This window comes from Stenotrophomonas sp. ASS1, assembly GCF_004346925.1.
GTDB lineage: Bacteria > Pseudomonadota > Gammaproteobacteria > Xanthomonadales > Xanthomonadaceae > Stenotrophomonas > Stenotrophomonas maltophilia_A.
Window position 1 is genome coordinate 4,441,773 of the sequence record NZ_CP031167.1, and the last position, 14,839, is coordinate 4,456,611.

Annotated in this window: 14 protein-coding genes and 1 pseudogene; 7 read left to right on the top strand and 8 right to left on the bottom strand. The window is 67.2% G+C overall.

Annotated elements, in window-relative coordinates; genetic code table 11:
- Window positions 1-94 precede the first annotated feature (94 nt).
- Both rpmG and rpmB read right to left on the bottom strand, forming a co-directional pair.
- Window positions 95-262 (bottom strand): 50S ribosomal protein L33, encoded by a 168-nt coding sequence (rpmG, locus tag MG068_RS20500; RefSeq protein ID WP_170272460.1) that lies wholly within the window; start codon window positions 260-262, stop codon window positions 95-97.
- 10 nt (window positions 263-272) lie between these two features.
- Entirely contained in the window at window positions 273-509 is a 237-nt protein-coding gene (rpmB, locus tag MG068_RS20505) for a 50S ribosomal protein L28 (protein ID WP_005411638.1), read from the bottom strand.
- Between the two features lie 278 nt (window positions 510-787).
- Between rpmB and MG068_RS20510 the strand changes: the two genes are divergently transcribed.
- Window positions 788-2,002: a glycosyltransferase gene (locus tag MG068_RS20510; protein ID WP_132811040.1), complete on the top strand. Its 1,215-nt coding sequence runs from the start codon at window positions 788-790 to the stop codon at window positions 2,000-2,002.
- Between the two features lie 13 nt (window positions 2,003-2,015).
- Here the strand turns inward: MG068_RS20510 and dnaQ are convergent, their stop codons facing one another.
- Together dnaQ and MG068_RS20520 are read right to left on the bottom strand one after the other, a co-directional pair.
- A complete protein-coding gene (dnaQ, locus tag MG068_RS20515) occupies window positions 2,016-2,525 on the bottom strand; it encodes a DNA polymerase III subunit epsilon (protein ID WP_032130518.1) in 510 nt (169 codons plus the stop codon).
- 55 nt (window positions 2,526-2,580) lie between these two features.
- Window positions 2,581-3,474, bottom strand: coding sequence for a LysR family transcriptional regulator (locus MG068_RS20520; RefSeq protein WP_132811041.1), 894 nt, complete (start codon window positions 3,472-3,474; stop codon window positions 2,581-2,583).
- A gap of 108 nt (window positions 3,475-3,582) precedes the next feature.
- Between MG068_RS20520 and MG068_RS20525 the strand changes: the two genes are divergently transcribed.
- The 6 genes and pseudogenes from MG068_RS20525 to MG068_RS20545 all read left to right on the top strand — a co-directional run bounded on the left by MG068_RS20525 (window position 3,583) and on the right by MG068_RS20545 (window position 10,536).
- Window positions 3,583-3,972 carry a RidA family protein gene (locus MG068_RS20525; protein ID WP_012512496.1) on the top strand — a complete coding sequence of 130 codons (390 nt, stop codon included), beginning with the start codon at window positions 3,583-3,585 and terminating at the stop codon, window positions 3,970-3,972.
- A 204-nt stretch (window positions 3,973-4,176) separates the two neighbouring features.
- Window positions 4,177-4,263: pseudogene (locus tag MG068_RS21360) on the top strand (RidA family protein); the annotation flags it as partial.
- A 199-nt stretch (window positions 4,264-4,462) separates the two neighbouring features.
- Window positions 4,463-4,804 (top strand): hypothetical protein, encoded by a 342-nt coding sequence (locus tag MG068_RS20530; protein WP_049399170.1) that lies wholly within the window; start codon window positions 4,463-4,465, stop codon window positions 4,802-4,804.
- A 56-nt stretch (window positions 4,805-4,860) separates the two neighbouring features.
- Window positions 4,861-6,114, top strand: a complete 1,254-nt coding sequence (locus MG068_RS20535) for a TolC family protein (protein WP_132811042.1) — start codon at window positions 4,861-4,863, stop codon at window positions 6,112-6,114.
- Entirely contained in the window at window positions 6,111-7,316 is a 1,206-nt protein-coding gene (locus MG068_RS20540; RefSeq protein ID WP_132811043.1) for an efflux RND transporter periplasmic adaptor subunit, read from the top strand. Before MG068_RS20535 ends, MG068_RS20540 begins: the two co-directional genes overlap by 4 nt.
- A gap of 10 nt (window positions 7,317-7,326) precedes the next feature.
- Window positions 7,327-10,536 carry an efflux RND transporter permease subunit gene (locus MG068_RS20545; protein WP_132811044.1) on the top strand — a complete coding sequence of 1,070 codons (3,210 nt, stop codon included), beginning with the start codon at window positions 7,327-7,329 and terminating at the stop codon, window positions 10,534-10,536.
- Window positions 10,537-10,669: 133 nt separating this feature from the next.
- On the opposite strand, the gene MG068_RS20550 is transcribed toward MG068_RS20545, so the two are convergent.
- From MG068_RS20550 to MG068_RS20565, 4 genes are all read right to left on the bottom strand, one after another.
- Entirely contained in the window at window positions 10,670-12,442 is a 1,773-nt protein-coding gene (locus MG068_RS20550; protein ID WP_132811045.1) for a DUF885 domain-containing protein, read from the bottom strand.
- A gap of 269 nt (window positions 12,443-12,711) precedes the next feature.
- Window positions 12,712-13,059 (bottom strand): lipid-A-disaccharide synthase N-terminal domain-containing protein, encoded by a 348-nt coding sequence (locus tag MG068_RS20555; protein WP_005414908.1) that lies wholly within the window; start codon window positions 13,057-13,059, stop codon window positions 12,712-12,714.
- Window positions 13,059-13,781, bottom strand: a complete 723-nt coding sequence (locus MG068_RS20560; protein ID WP_010482377.1) for a glycosyltransferase family 2 protein — start codon at window positions 13,779-13,781, stop codon at window positions 13,059-13,061. Before MG068_RS20560 ends, MG068_RS20555 begins: the two co-directional genes overlap by 1 nt.
- Before the next feature lie 89 nt (window positions 13,782-13,870).
- Complete coding sequence (locus tag MG068_RS20565) at window positions 13,871-14,836, bottom strand: NAD-dependent epimerase/dehydratase family protein (RefSeq protein WP_049424262.1); 966 nt, start codon at window positions 14,834-14,836, stop codon at window positions 13,871-13,873.
- Window positions 14,837-14,839 lie beyond the last annotated feature (3 nt).

A 14,839-nucleotide genomic window follows, 5' to 3' on the forward strand; every position in this document is an offset into this window, starting at 1 on the left:
CCAACCAAGGTTGGCACCCACCATCTGGATGCCAGGCATGAAAAAACCCGCCACAAGGGCGGGTTTTTTCGCGGGGATCAGCAATCCTTGCGGATTACTTGATCTTGCCTTCCTTGTACGGGACGTGCTTACGCACGACCGGATCGTACTTGGAGAATTCCATCTTCCCCGGGGTGTTCTTCTTGTTCTTGTCGGTCGTGTAGAAGTGACCGGTACCAGCGGTCGAAATCATACGGACCTTATCGCGCTTGCCTGCCATGATCGTCTACTCCTCAGACCTTTTCGCCGCGCGCACGCAGCTCAGCCAGAACGGAATCGATGCCGTTCTTGTCGATGGTGCGCAGTGCATGCGCGGAAACACGAAGCTTCACCCAGCGGTTTTCGCTGGCAACCCAGAAGCGGCGCTCATGCAGATTCGGCAGGAAACGACGACGGGTCTTGTTGTTGGCGTGCGAGACGTTGTTACCCGTCTGCACTCGCTTGCCGGAAACCTGGCATACGCGGGACATTGCGCACCTCGATAGTAAGTTGTGTCAGCCCGTAGCCCGGGAGACGGCGGCCTCGATGGTTGCCCACCACACGTCAAGAGAATCAAAGGGTTACGCTGGCGTTGGGCGGCCGGGGACGTGCTCCCGGGGGCGCCGCCCGGTAGAAAACCGGACACAGCGAGCCGCGCATTATGCACGGGTTCAAGCACTTGCGCAAGTTACCCACAGGCCGGGACTGAACCGGGAGGGCCGGGAGCCCACCAACCGGCATACTGGCCCGGTTCACTGCGGAGCTTTCCATGCGGCTGCTGGCCCTGACCTACGGAACCGAAGGCGATACGCGTCCGCTGGCCATGCTCTGCCATGGGCTGATTGGCGCAGGCCACGAGGTGACACTGCTGGCCGATGGCGGCACGCTGGGCAGCGCGCAGGCGCTGAATGTGCCCCATGCGTCCCTGGAAGGTGATATCCATGACGAAGTGGTCGCGCTGGTCTCGCGTGGCAACGGTGTTGCCGCCGCCAGTAGCGGACTGGCACGGATGGCGCTGCAGCATGTCACTGGCTGGATGCGGCAGGCGGACGCGGCGGCCGAGGGTTGCGACGCGATCCTGACGGGTGGGCTGGCGGCCTTTGTCGGCATGAGTGTGGGCGAACGCCGGGGTCTGCCGGTGATCGGGACCGGCATGATTCCGCTGACCCCGACGCGTGCCTTCCGCTCCCCGTTCCTGCCGCCGGGACGCTCGCCGGGCTGGTTGAACCGGGCCAGCTATGGGCTGGTCAACGGCCTGATCTGGCGCCAGTTCCGCCAGCCGATCAACGAGGCCCGCAAGCAGCTGGGGCAATCGCCACGCCGCTCGCTGTGGTCCGGCCTGCCGATGCTCTATGGCATCTCGCCGCAGCTGCTGCCGCCACCGACGGACTGGCCGGCCGACCACATCGTCTGTGGCCAATGGCGGTTTCCTGATGCGCCCTGGACGCCGCCGGCCGATCTGCAGGCCTTCCTCGACGCCGGACCGCCGCCGGTCTATCTGGGCTTCGGCAGCATGACCGGCTTTGATCGCGAACGCGTGTTGCCGGCCCTGCTGCAGGCGTTGGCACCGCGCCGTGTCCTGCTGTTTCCCGGCTGGGTGGGACTGCCTGCGATGCGCTTGCCCGATTCTGTCTTCGTCCTGGGCCCGACCCCACACGAAGCGCTGTTCCCGCGTTGCGCATTCGCCATCCACCACGGTGGCAGCGGCACCACGCATTCGGCCTGCCGCGCCGGCATTCCTTCACTGGTGATGCCGTTCGCCGCAGATCAGTTCTTCTGGGCCGATCGCCTGTATCGGTTGGGCGTAGCACCGGCACCGTTGTCACCGAAGCGACTGGATGCAGCAGCGCTGGCAGCAGCCATCACCTTCGCTGCAACCGAAGCAACACGCGCACGCGCGGCGGCCTTGGGCGTGGCGATGAACAGTGAGGACGGGGTGGCATGTGGCGTGGTAATGATCGAGCGCTGGTTGCGGCCGATGTAACGCCGACCAGGCCTCAGCGCAAATGCGGAATCACCTGGGCCAGCAGATGGGCATCCTTCAACGCGCCGTGCAGGCCACGGTTGCCGGGAATACGCAGGCGCTGCAGCACATCGTCCAGCTTGTTGCCCTGACCCGGCCAGCGCCCGCGCGCCAGCTTCAGGCTGCAGGTGATGCGGCAATGCTGGGCCAGCGTGCCGGGGATGCCAGCCAGGCGCAGCTCGTTGTCCAGGAAGCCCACATCGAAGGTGGCGTTGTGCGCGACCATCTCGCTGCCACGCAGGAACTCCAGCAGCTCGGCGGCCTTGCTGGAGAACAGCGGCTTGCCCACCAGCATCGCGTCGCTGATGCCGTGCACGCGCTGCGCGCCCCAGTCCACCTTGCGCTGCGGCTGCAGGTAGGTGTGGAACTGGCGGCCGGTGAGCTGGCCATCGATCAGTTCGACGGCACCGATTTCGATCACCCGGTGCCCCAGGCGGTGGGAGATGCCGGTGGTTTCGGTATCCAGTGCGACGATGCGGCTCATCAGGGTGTGCGTTCTCCAGTACGTGCAGCCGGATTTTCGCACGCGACCGATGCACTCACCCCAACGCTTCCACCACCCAATCAATGAACACCCGCAGCCGCTGGCTCATGTGCCGGTTGGGCGGGAACATCACATGCATCGGCATCGGTGGCAGCTGCCAGTCCCGCAGCAGCGGCAGCAGCTCACCACGCGCCACGTGCGGTTCGGCCATGTAGCTGGGCAGCGCCACCACGCCCAACCCAGCCAACGCAGCGGCCAGATAGGCGTTTCCATCATCGAAGCCGACCGTATAGCGGCCCTGCACCTCGACGCGCTCATCGCCACGCTGTGCAGTGAACACGCGGGCGCGGCCACTGCGCGGGCTGAGGAAACCGACCATGTGGTGGTCCGGCCCTTCCAGCGCGCGCGGGTCGGTCGGCACGCCGAAGCGCTGCACATAGCCCGGGCTGGCGTGGAAGCCGATCGGCAGCGCAGCAAGCGGCCGCGCCACCAGCGCCGGGTCGGCTGGAGTGCCACCACGGATCACGCAATCGACGTTGTCGGCGATGACGTCCACCTCGCGGTCACTCACGCCGATGTCCAGCTGGATCTCCGGGTAGCGCGCCTGGAAATCCGGCAGCGCCGGTACCAGCCGCAAGCGCGCGTACGGCCCGGGCACATCGACCCGCAGGCGGCCACGCGGCTGGGTGGCCGCGTCGCCCAGTCCACCCTCCACCTCTTCCAGCTCGGCCAGCAGGCGGGCGATGCGCGGGTAATAGGCCGCGCCATCGGCGGTGACGCTGACCCGGCGCGTGGTGCGGTTGAGCAACCGCAGCCGCAGGTGCGCCTCCAGCTGCTGCACCAGCTGGGTGGCCGTGGTGCGGCTGATCTGCAGGGTCTGCGCGGCGCGGGTGAAGCTGCCGGTTTCCACTACCCGGGCAAAGGCGCGCATCGCCTCGAAACGGTCCATGGCTGGCCATGATTGTTTGGAATTGGCAATCAATCTAGGCCGATCATCGCGGTTTATCCAGACAGCGCTGGCGGGGAGGATGGCGTTCTTTCCCACGGGATCTTCCCCATGTCACAGCGTGATGTCGTTTTCCCCGCCGGCCGCCAGGCCCTGTACGAGCGCAACCGCTACTCGCCGGCGATCCGTTCCAATGGCTTCCTGTTCGTCTCCGGCCAGGTCGGCAGCCGCGAGGATGGTTCGCCTGAGCCGGACTTCGAAGCGCAGGTGCGCCGCGCCTTCGAAAATCTCAATGCGGTACTGGCTGCCGCCGGCTGCAGCTTCGATGACGTGGTCGACGTGACCGTGTTCCTGGTCGACCCCGAGAAGAACTTCGAGAAGGCGTGGGCGATCGTGCCCGAGTACTGGGGCGAAGCACCGCACCCGACCCTGACCGGTATCGGCGTGACCTGGCTGTATGGGTTCCAGTTCGAGATCAAGGTGATCGCGAAGCTGCCGTGATACGGGTAGTGCCGGCCGCTGGCCGGCAATGTGTCGGGGGTCGAAAAGCGTGTCGACCAAGGTCGACACCTACCAAGGCAGTCGGCGTGACCTGGCTGTATGGTTCCAGTTCGAGATCAAGGTGATCGCGAAGCTGTCTGCAGACCGGCGGTAGTGCCGGCCGACGGCCGGCAGCAAGGTGTCGGGGGTCGAAAAGCGTGTCGACCAAGGTCGACACCTACCAGGGCAGTCGGCGTGACCTGGCTGTACGGGTTCCAGTTCGAGATCAAGGTGATCGCGGAGCTGCCGTGATACGGGTAGTGCCGGCCGCTGGCCGGCAATGCGTCGGAGGTCGAAAAGCGTGTCGACCAAGGTCGACACCCACCAGGGCAGGAGGTCGGCACCTGCCAGAGCTGGCGTGCCCGGCGCACCTGAACGGGAGGTTCCGACGAATTCCCGAGGTGGCCATTGATATTGTATCCGGCGAAAACCGCTTGCTAGCCTCCCCCCCATGCGCCGGATCACCCGCCAACTGCGTACGTACCTGATGATGCTGCTGATGGCGGCATTCGTGGTCGTGCCGGTGGCCGACGCACTGGTGTGTGCGGTGGAACCGCATGCCAGCAGCGCCCATGTCGAATCCCTCGCGGACGATGCAGGCGGTGACAGCGACAGCGACAGCAAGCACACGGGTGCCTGCACGCATAACCACTGCCACCACTCCACGCTGAGCCTGCCGGCGAACGATTTCGCCGCCTTCGGTACGCCGCTGCCGGCGCGCTGGATGAATGCCGGCGACGTGGCGACCTATGCGGTCGCCCAGGATGAATTGACGCGTCCCCCCCGGGCGTGAGTTGAGCGCGTCCCGCAATCGCGGGCTCCCGTTTCACTCACAACCGGAATCCCCCTATGTCGATCCTGACACCTCGGTCGCCGCGCGCGGCCGGGCTGGTCGTCGCTGTACTGCTGGGCCTTGCCCCGGCAATGCAGGCGTCGGCGCAAGCCGCCCCCTCCTACGACACCCTGCTTGAACGCCTGGACCAGCTGCCCGGTACCCGTGTGGGTACGGCACTGGCCGAGGCCGCCGATGCGCGTGCCGACCAGGCCCGTGCGTTGCCCAATCCTTCCCTCTCCTACTCCGCCGAAAACGCCTGGGGCACCGGCTCCTATGGCGGCATGGGCAAGGCCGATACCGTGCTCACCCTGTCCCAGCCGCTGGAGGTCTGGGGCCAGCGTAGCGCGCGTGTCCGTGCCGCCCGCGCCGAGGCACAGGCGGCCAACCTGCGTGGCGCCCAAAGCCGCAGCGATGTGGCCAGCCAGTTGGCGGTGGTCTATGCACAGGCGGAAAGTGCACTGCGCCGCTACAGCCTGGCCGAAGAGGCACTGACCCTCACCCGCGACGACGCCAACGCCGTCAACGCGATGGTCAAGCAGGGCCGCGAGCCGCAGCTGCGTGCGGTGCAGGCGCAGAGCGAAGTGGCCAACGCCAGCGCTGCGCTGGATGAGGCACAGGCCTTCCGCGACGCCGCGCTGGCCCGCCTGGCTGGCGCCGCGCTGCTGGATGCACCGGTGCAGTCGATCGACAACAGCCTGCTCGACCGGGCCCCGCCGCTGCCGCGTGGCGCCACCGACGTGGCACTGGCGGTGCGCATCGCCGAAGCCGAAGCCGATGCGGCCGGCAAGCTGGTCGACGTGGAGCGCAAGCGCGCCCTGCCCGACCTCAGTGTCACCGCCGCACAGACCCGCTTCCGCGAAGGCGGCGAGCGTGCCTACAACCTCGGGGTCAGCCTCAGCATCCCGCTGTTCGACCGCAACCGCGGGGGCATCCGCGCCGCCAATGCCGACCAGCGCGCGGCCGAGGCCCGCCTGGACCAGCAGCGCCGCGACAGCGAGGCCGCGCGCCTCTCCGCCGTAGCCGGACTGAAAGCCGCCGGAAGCCGGACCCGCGCAGCCGATGAAAGCGTGGTCGCCGCCGAAGAGGCGTATCGCCTGGCCCGCGTCGGCTTCGACGCCGGACGTATCTCGCAGCTGGAACTACGCAGCACGCGCAGCGCCCTCATCGCCGCCCGCGGCACCGCCGTGGATGCGCGCCTGTCGCGCGTCGGCGCCGAAATCGATCTTGCCCGCCTTGAGGGGCGCGCACCTTTTGTGGAGGCCAAATGACTCTCTCCCGTACTTTCCCGCTGATCGGCGGCGTGCTGCTGACCATGCTGCTGGCCGGCTGCGCTGGCAACGCGCAGACGCCTGCCAATGAAGACCCCGCTGCGGCCAAGGCCGGCACCGACGATGGCCACGGCCATGCCGCCGACAGCAAGGAGGCCAAGGCGGAAACCGCCAAAGCCCCCGCCGACGCCGATGAAGGTGTGGTGCAGCTGACCCAGGAGCAGATCAAGGCCTCCGGTATCGAAGTGGTCGCGATCGGTCGCGGTGGCGGTGGCTCGACCCGGCTGTCCGGCAGGGTCGAGCCCACCGTGGGCGCCCGCGCTTCGGTTGCCTCCACGGTGACCGGCCGCGTCGAGCGCGTGCTGGTCGCGCCGGGCACGGCGGTGAAGCAGAACCAGGCACTGGCCATCGTGGTCAGTGGCGAGGCCGCGGTGTTCCGCGCCAATGCGCTGGCCGCCTCGGCCGAAGCAGAAGCCGCGCGCCTGGCCTATGGCCGCGACAAGGCGCTGGTCGACCAGGGCGTGGTCGCGCGCCAGGAACTGGAGGCCTCGCGCGCCCGCTCGCTGGCGGCACAGGCCCAGGCCGCTGCCGCGCAGGCCCAGGCCGCCGCCAACGGTGCGCCCGATGCCAGTGGCCGCGTGCGCATCACCAGTCCGGTGGCCGGCATCGTCGGCAACGTGCAGGTCACCCCGGGCGGCGTGGTCGCTGCCGGCAGCGCGGTGGCCGATGTCGCCGACCCGGCGATGAACGAACTGGTGTTCACCGCGCCGCCCGCGCTGGCCGCACAGGTCACGCCGGGCATGAAGCTGGAAGTGAGCGTGCCGGGTGGCAGCTTCACCGCCACCGTTACCGGTTCGGCCGCCGATGTACGCCAGCAGGGCGGCGTCGCGGTGATCCGCGCCACGCCGGTGGACGCTTCGCTGCCGCCGGCCGGTTCGCCGGTTTCGGCAGTGGTGGTCACCGAAGGCCAGGACGGTTCGCTCAGCGTGCCCGCCGATGCGGTGCAGAACGTTGATGGCAGCAGCGCGGTGTTCGTCGCCGTCGACGGCGGCTTCAAGGCGCAGCCGGTGCTGGCCGGGCGCCGTGCCGGCGACCGCATCGAGATCCTCGGTGGGCTGACCGGCAACGAGCGCATCGTCGGTGCCAACGCCTTCCTGCTCAAGGCCGAACTGGCCAAGGGCGAAGCCGAGCACGGCCACTGAGGAGGCGACCATGTTCAAGCTGATCATTGAAACAGCGGTGCGCCACCGCTGGCTGGTGGTGTTCATGGCGGCGCTGATCGCTGCCGTGGGCCTGTTCCAGCTGGGCAAGCTGCCGATCGACGCGGTGCCGGACATCACCAACCGCCAGGTGCAGATCAACACGGTGGCACCTGCACTGACCCCGGAACAGATCGAGCGGCAGGTGACCTATCCGCTGGAAACCGCGCTGGCCGGCATTCCCGGCCTGACCACCACGCGTTCGCTGTCGCGCAATGGCTTCTCGCAGGTCACCGCGATCTTCACCGATGCGACCGACATCTACTTCGCGCGTCAGCAGGTGGCCGAACGCATGCGCGAGGCATCGGAAGACCTGCCCGATGGCGCGTCGCCGATGCTGTCGCCGGTCACCACCGGCCTCGGCGAGGTACTGATGTGGACGGTGGACTTCACGGCGTTCGATCCGGCCAAGCTGGCCAAGCCCGGTGAAGCGGGTTGGCAGGCCGGCGAGGTCTACCGCACGCCGGAAGGCAACCTGCTTCGCACGCCGGAAGAACGTGCCACCTACCTGCGCACCGTGCAGGACTGGATCATCGCGCCGCAGATGCGTTCCAGCCCGGGGCTGGCCGGCGTCGATACGGTCGGCGGCTACGTCAAGGAATACGGCGTGCATCCGGACAGTGCCAAGCTGGCCGCGCACGGCCTCGGCCTGGCCGATCTGGTCACTGCCCTGCAGCGTTCCAACGTGCAGGCCGGTGCCGGTTTCGTGCAGCGTGCCGGCGAGGGCCTGGTGGTACGTGCTGACGGCCTGGCGCTGACCACCGACGATCTCGCACAGGCCCCGGTAGCCACCCGCAATGGCGTGGTGGTACGCGTGGCCGATGTGGCCGACGTCGACCTGAGCCGCGCACCGCGCCTGGGTGCGGCCAGCCGCAACGGCCATGAAGCCGTGCTGGGTACCGCGCTGATGATCGCCGGCGGCAACAGCCGCACCGTGGCGCAGGCAGCTGCGGCGCGCCTGGAACAGGTGAACAAATCGCTGCCGGCCGACATCGTGGCGGCACCGGTGCTGGACCGCAGCGTGCTGGTCAATTCCACCATCAAGACCGTGGCCAGGAACCTCACCGAGGGCGCACTGCTGGTGGTGGTGGTGCTGTTCCTGCTGCTGGGCAACCTGCGTGCGGCAACGATCACCGCGCTGGTCATTCCGCTGTCGTTCCTGTTCGCGGTGATCGGCATGAACCGCTTCGGCATCAGCGGCAACCTGATGAGCCTGGGTGCGCTGGACTTCGGCATCCTGGTGGACGGTGCGGTGATCGTGGTCGAGTCGACGCTGCTGATGCTGGGCCAGCGCCGCGCCGAACTGGGCCGTGCGTTGACCGCGATGGAACGCCTGCGCGTGGCCGCCGATTCGGCGATGAAGATGGCGCGCCCTGCGGCCTTCGGCCAGCTGATCATCCTGCTGGTGTTCGCGCCGATCCTTACTTTGGAGGGCGTGGAGGGCAAAACGTTCCACCCGATGGCAGCCACCTTCATGCTGGCCCTGGTCGGTGCCTTCATATTCTCCTTCACCTTCGTGCCGGCGATGGCCGCGCTGCTGGTGCGCGAGCCCAAGGTGAAGGACGGCGATACACATACTGACGATGGCGAGCACGAAACCACGCTGATCCGCGTGCTGCGTGCCCGCATCGAGCCGATGGTGCGCAAGGCCGTGGCGCATCCGCGCACGGTGCTGGCCGGTGCGGTGATGATGGTGGTGGTGGGCATCGGCTCGTTCTCGCTGCTGGGCCGCGAGTTCATGCCGACGCTGGACGAAGGCAACGTGGCGATGCAGGCCCTGCGCGTGCCATCGACGTCTCTGGAGCAGTCGCTGGCGATGCAGCTGGCACTGGAAAAGGCGATTGCCAAACAGCCGGAAGTGGAAACCGTGTTCTCGCGCACCGGTACCGCAGAGGCGGCGATCGACCCGATGCCGACCAACATCTCCGACAGCGTGATCGTGCTCAAGCCACGCAAGGACTGGCCGGATCCGAAACTGGGCAAGGATGCACTGGTAGCACGCTTCGAAAAGCTGGCCGGGCAGCAGCTGGGCAACAGCTTCGAATTCAGCCAGCCGATCGAGCTGCGCTTCAACGAACTGATTTCCGGCGTGCGTACCGACCTGGCGGTGATGATCTTCGGCGATGACTTCAGCCAGCTGCAGAAAGTGGCCGACCAGGTGGCGTTGAAGCTGCGTGCGGTGAACGGCGCGGCCGACGTGCGGGTGGAACAGATCTCCGGCCTGCCTACGCTCAACGTGGCGATCGACCACGTGGCGGCGGCGCAGTACGGCCTGACTGCCGCAGACGTCAGTGATGCACTGTCCACCGGCATTGGTGGCACCGCGGCCGGCAAGATCTTCGAAGGTGATCGCCGCTTCAACGTGGTGGTGCGCCTGGACGATGCCTCGCGCAACGATCCGGACCAGTTGGCGTCGTTGCCGATTGCTACGCCATCGGGGCTGGTGATTCCTCTGTCGTCGGTGGCGCGCATCACGGTGAGCGAAGGGCCCAACCAGATCAGCCGCAACAACGGCAGCCGCCGCGTGGTGGTGCAGGCCAACGTGCGTGGCCGCGACCTAGGCGGCTTCGTCGGCGAAGCGCAGGCAGCGGTGGCCGATGTGGCACTGCCGCCGGGTGCCTACCTGACCTGGGGTGGCCAGTTCGAGAACCTGCAGCGCGCGGAGAAGCGGCTGGCGACGGTGGTGCCGGTGGTGTTCCTGCTGATCGGCAGCCTGCTGTTCATGGCGCTGCGCAGCGGCAAGGAAGCCATTCTGGTGTTCAGCTGCGTGCCGTTGGCGCTGGTCGGCGGCATTCTCGCGCTGCTGCTGCGGGGGATGCCGTTTTCGGTGTCGGCGGCGGTTGGTTTCATCGCCGTGTCCGGCGTGGCCACCTTGAACGGCCTGGTGCTGATGCAGGCGATCCGCGAACGCCTGGATGCCGGTGACCTGCCGCTGCAGGCGGCGATCAACGGTGCATCGAGCCGTATCCGTGCGGTGCTGACCACGGCGCTGGTGGCGATCGTCGGCTTCATTCCGATGGCGATCGCCAGCGGTTCCGGTGCGGAGGTGCAGAAGCCGCTAGCGACGGTGGTGATCGGTGGCCTGATCACCGCCACCGTGCTGACCCTGCTGGTGCTGCCGACCTTTGCAGCGCGGGTGGCCAAGCCAAGGGCGGTGGGCTGAAAGACCACGGGGTCGGATCCTGCGATCCGACCCCGTTTTCCAATCAGGGGTAGTGCCGGCCGCTGGCCGGCAATGTCGAACAATTGCGGTGCATGCGGGTTGCCGGCCAGCGGCCGGCACTACCTTGGAACGGTCAGGCCTTCTTGCGTTCGGCGATGTACGCCTGGATCTGCTGTTCCAGCACCGGCAGCGGCACCGAGCCCTGCTTGAGCAGGGTGTCGTGGAAACCCTTGATGTCGAACTTGTCGCCCAGCTCCTTCTCGGCCTGCGCACGCAGGCGCACGATGGCGATCTCGCCCAGCTTGTAGCTCAGCGCCTGGCCCGGCCAGGAAATGTAGCGGTCCACTTCGGTGGTCACTTCATGCTCGCTCAGCGCGGTGTGGTCACGCAGGTAGGCCAAGGCCTGCTCGCGAGTCCAGCCCTTGCTGTGCACGCCGGTATCGATCACCAGACGCGTGGCGCGCCACATTTCGTAGGTCAAGCGGCCGAAATCCTCGTACGGGGTTTCGTAGATGCCCATCTCCACGCCCAGCTTCTCGCAGTACAGCGCCCAGCCTTCGCCGTAGGCGGAGATGTAGGCGTTGCGGCGGAACTCGGGCAGGTTCTTCTGCTCGGCGGCAATGGCACCCTGCAGCGCGTGACCCGGATCGGACTCATGCAGGGTCAGCGCCGGCAGGTTGTACAGCGGGCGCGACGGCAGGTTGTAGGTGTTGAGCCAGTAGGTGCCCATGCCACCGCGGCCGGCGGTCCAGAACGGCGCGATGTCCGGCGGCACCGGCACGATGGTGAAGCGCGCGCGCGGCAGCGTCATGTACTTGCCGAGCTGACCGTCGGCCCGCTTGGAGATCCATGCGGCGCGCGACAGCAGCTCTTCCGGCGTCTTGGCATAGAACTGCGGATCAGTGCGCAGGAAGGTCAGGAACTCGGCGAAGCTGCCCTTGAACTTCACCTGCTTGATGATGTCGTTCATTTCCTTCTGGATGCGTGCAACTTCATCCAGACCGATGCGGTGGATCTCGTCCGGCGACAGGTCCAGCGTGGTGTATTCGTGGATCTGCTGCTTGTAGTACGCCTTGCCATCGGGCATCGCTTCGGCGGCCAGCGTGGTGCGCGCCTGCGGCACGTACTCGTTGACGAAGAAGGTGCGCAGCTGCTGGAACGCCGGCACCACCTTGCCGCTGATCGCTTCACGCGCCTGCGCCTGCAGCCTGGCCTGCTCGGCGGCCGGAATGCTGTTGGGCAGCTTCTTGAACGGCGCGTACAGCGGCGATTCGGTCGGGTCTTTCAGCTCGGCGACGGTGGCGATCGACACCTCGCGGCCATCGAGCACCGCGCGCGGCACGCTGAAACCTCGCTTCAGGCCGGCGCGCATGTTTTCGGTCTGCTGGCCGAAGTAGCGCGGCACATCATTCAGGCGGGCGATGTAGTTCTGGTAGTCCTGCACGGTCTTCATCTCGCGCCGGGCCATGAAGGACAGGTTGGACCAGAACGAGGAGTCGGCGTTGAACGGCATCTCGTAGCCGCGCAGACGCGTTTCTTCGGCCAGGTTGAACACCTGGTCACGGTAGATCGCGTAGTTGACCTGGTTGTCGGGCGACAGGGTCTTCGGGTCGATCTTCTTCAGTGCAGCCAGGGTTTCATCCCACACCTTCAGGCGCGCCTGCTGCGCGGCCGGGCCGACGTCGGGCATGCGGGTGGCGTTGGCTGGGGCGTCCTCGTCCTCGCTGGCTTCACCGCCACCCTGCTGGCGCCACTTCCATTCCTTCTCGTACAGCGCGCGGAAGGCGGCGTCGGCGGGCGATTCAGTGGCCACGCTGGCCGGTGCGGCGGTGGCGGGAGGCGCGGCCAGCGCCACGGCGGGGGCGGACAGGGCGATCAGCAGGGCAACAGCAAGACGGGTTTTCACGAGCACAGGTTCCCGGGAAGGCAGACCCCGATCATGGCACCGCCCACGGCCCGTGGCATGGGACGAAGGTCCTGCCTGCGCAGCAGGCCGGGGCCCCGGTAGCGGCCAACCTTGGTTGGCGCTGGATTTCCCCGTGTGCCAACCAAGGTTGGCAGCTACCAGGCACGGTAGCCAGGCAAGCAGTAGATCCACGCCATGCGTGGATGGGCCGGGCCCGGATACAGATGTGCCGACCAAGGTCGGCAGCTACCGGATGAGGCCCCGAAGACCTAGTGGCTGGCCTTGTCCCGCTTCCAGCCCCGGTGCTTGATGTCCAGCTGCAGGCTGTACAGCGCGGTGAACGCCGGGAACAGGTTCTGCAGCACGCCCACCGAGTCCTGCTTGGCCGAGAACAGAAAGTAGCTCAGCGTCATCAGGCTGCCGACCACGCTCATGTACCAGAACAGGCGCGGGATCACCGGCTTGCCCGCACGCTTGGACGCGATGAACTGGACCAGCCAGCGGCCCCCGAACATCAGCGCGCCGGTATAGCCGATCAGCTTCCAGCCGGTCACATGCAGGCCGGTCCAGTACAACCAGGTCAGCGGCTGGTCGAGCCAGTGCAGCTCCAGATCCATCAACGCTCCTCCACCGCGGTGCGCTTGCTGCGGGTGATCAGCCAGGCCACGCCACGCAGGTCACGGATGCCGACCAGGGCGCGGCCGAGGTTGTTGTACTTGGAGACACCGGCGGTACGGTGGCGGTGGTTGACCGGCACGCTGGTGGTCTTCCAGCCGGCGCGCTGCATCAGCGCCGGCAGGTAGCGGTGCATGTGGTCGAAGTAGGGCAGGTCGAGGAACGCGCTGCGCTCGAACAGCTTGATGCCGCAGCCGGTATCGGGCGTATCGTCGCGCAGCATGCGTGCACGGATGGCATTGGCCCACTTGCTGGCCCAGCGCTTGCTGCCGCTGTCCTGGCGGTTGACGCGCCAGCCGGCGAACAGCTTCACCTGCGCCTCGGCGGCATCGCGCGCGGCCAGCAGCTTGGGAATGTCGGCCGGATCGTTCTGGCCATCGCCATCCAGGGTCGCGATCCACGGCGCACGTGCGTGCTTGACGCCGGTGCGCACGGCGGTGCTCTGCCCGCTCTGGTCCACGTGGTGCAGCACCCGCAGTTCCGGCGTGGTCGCCTTCAGCCCCTGCAGCACCGCCAGGGTGTCATCGCGCGAGTGGTCGTCGATGTAGACGATCTCGAACGGAAGCCGCCCACGCAGTGCGGCGGTGATTTCGGCAACCAGCGGGGCGACATTGTCGCGTTCGTTGAACACCGGGACGACAACGGAAAGCTCGGGTTGGCTCATAAGGCACTCGGCCAAAGGGGGACAAAGACCGCGCATTCTCCGAAGCCGAGGTTATCCGAAGATGAATCCGGCTGTGTGAGGATCCCTCCTCAGGCGCGGTCGCCAAAATACTCGCGGCACCACTGCACGACGGGGGGCAACCCTGCTTCGATCGGGGTCACCGCGTCGAAGCCGAATGCGTCATGAGCGCGCCGGGTATCGGCCATCGTGCGCACCATGTCGCCCGGCTGCATCGGCTTGTAGACCTTCTGCGCGGGGCGACCGGCGGCCTGCTCGATCACGCTGATGAAGCGCTCCAGCTCGACCGGCGTATGGTTGCCGAGGTTGAACACCCGGTGCGGTACCGGACCATCGGCCGGATGCGCGAGCGCGCCGAGAATACCGGACACGATGTCGGAGACATGTGTGAAGTCGCGCTGCATGCGGCCTTCGTTGAACACGTCGATCGGCCGCCCGGCCAGCACCGCGCGCGAGAACAGCAACGGTGCCATGTCCGGCCGGCCCCACGGGCCATACACGGTGAAGAAGCGCAGGCCGGTGGCATGCAGGCCGTACAGCTGCGCGTAGGTGTAGGCCATCAGCTCGTTGGCCGCCTTGGTGGCCGCATACAGCGAGCGCGGCTGGTCCACGCGCTGGTCCTCGGAGAACGGCGGCGTGGCCGAATCACCGTAGACCGAGCTGCTGGAGGCATAGACCAGGTGCTGCACGCCACGGTGGCGGCACAGCTCGAGCATGTTGACGAAGCCGACCAGGTTGCTGTCGACGTAGGCCTGCGGGTTTTCCAGCGAATAGCGCACGCCCGCCTGTGCAGCCAGATGGATCACCGCGGTCGGCTTCACCTCGTCGAACAGCGCAGCCAGGCCCTGCTGGTCGGTCAGGTCCAGGGTGCGCAGGTCCAGCGTCGGGCACAGCGCGGCCACGCGGTCGCGCTTGATCTGCGGGTCGTAGTAGTCGTTGAAGTTGTCCAGGCCGACCACCGGCTGGCCCGCCTCCAGCAGCGCGCGGGCGGTATAGGCACCGATGAAGCCGGCAGCGCCGGTAAGCAGGATGGTCATGGC

What these genes read in the sequence shown, in the direction of transcription:
- rpmB (WP_005411638.1), bottom strand. Translation starts at nt 509, where the DNA reads ATGTCCCGCGTATGCCAGGTTTCCGGCAAGCGAGTGCAGACGGGTAAC.
- MG068_RS20510 (WP_132811040.1), top strand. Translation starts at nt 788, where the DNA reads ATGCGGCTGCTGGCCCTGACCTACGGAACCGAAGGCGATACGCGTCCG.
- dnaQ (WP_032130518.1), bottom strand. Translation starts at nt 2,525, where the DNA reads ATGAGCCGCATCGTCGCACTGGATACCGAAACCACCGGCATCTCCCAC.
- MG068_RS20520 (WP_132811041.1), bottom strand. Translation starts at nt 3,474, where the DNA reads ATGGACCGTTTCGAGGCGATGCGCGCCTTTGCCCGGGTAGTGGAAACC.
- MG068_RS20525 (WP_012512496.1), top strand. Translation starts at nt 3,583, where the DNA reads ATGTCACAGCGTGATGTCGTTTTCCCCGCCGGCCGCCAGGCCCTGTAC.
- MG068_RS20530 (WP_049399170.1), top strand. Translation starts at nt 4,463, where the DNA reads ATGCGCCGGATCACCCGCCAACTGCGTACGTACCTGATGATGCTGCTG.
- MG068_RS20535 (WP_132811042.1), top strand. Translation starts at nt 4,861, where the DNA reads ATGTCGATCCTGACACCTCGGTCGCCGCGCGCGGCCGGGCTGGTCGTC.
- MG068_RS20540 (WP_132811043.1), top strand. Translation starts at nt 6,111, where the DNA reads ATGACTCTCTCCCGTACTTTCCCGCTGATCGGCGGCGTGCTGCTGACC.
- MG068_RS20545 (WP_132811044.1), top strand. Translation starts at nt 7,327, where the DNA reads ATGTTCAAGCTGATCATTGAAACAGCGGTGCGCCACCGCTGGCTGGTG.
- MG068_RS20555 (WP_005414908.1), bottom strand. Translation starts at nt 13,059, where the DNA reads ATGGATCTGGAGCTGCACTGGCTCGACCAGCCGCTGACCTGGTTGTAC.
- MG068_RS20560 (WP_010482377.1), bottom strand. Translation starts at nt 13,781, where the DNA reads ATGAGCCAACCCGAGCTTTCCGTTGTCGTCCCGGTGTTCAACGAACGC.
- MG068_RS20565 (WP_049424262.1), bottom strand. Translation starts at nt 14,836, where the DNA reads ATGACCATCCTGCTTACCGGCGCTGCCGGCTTCATCGGTGCCTATACC.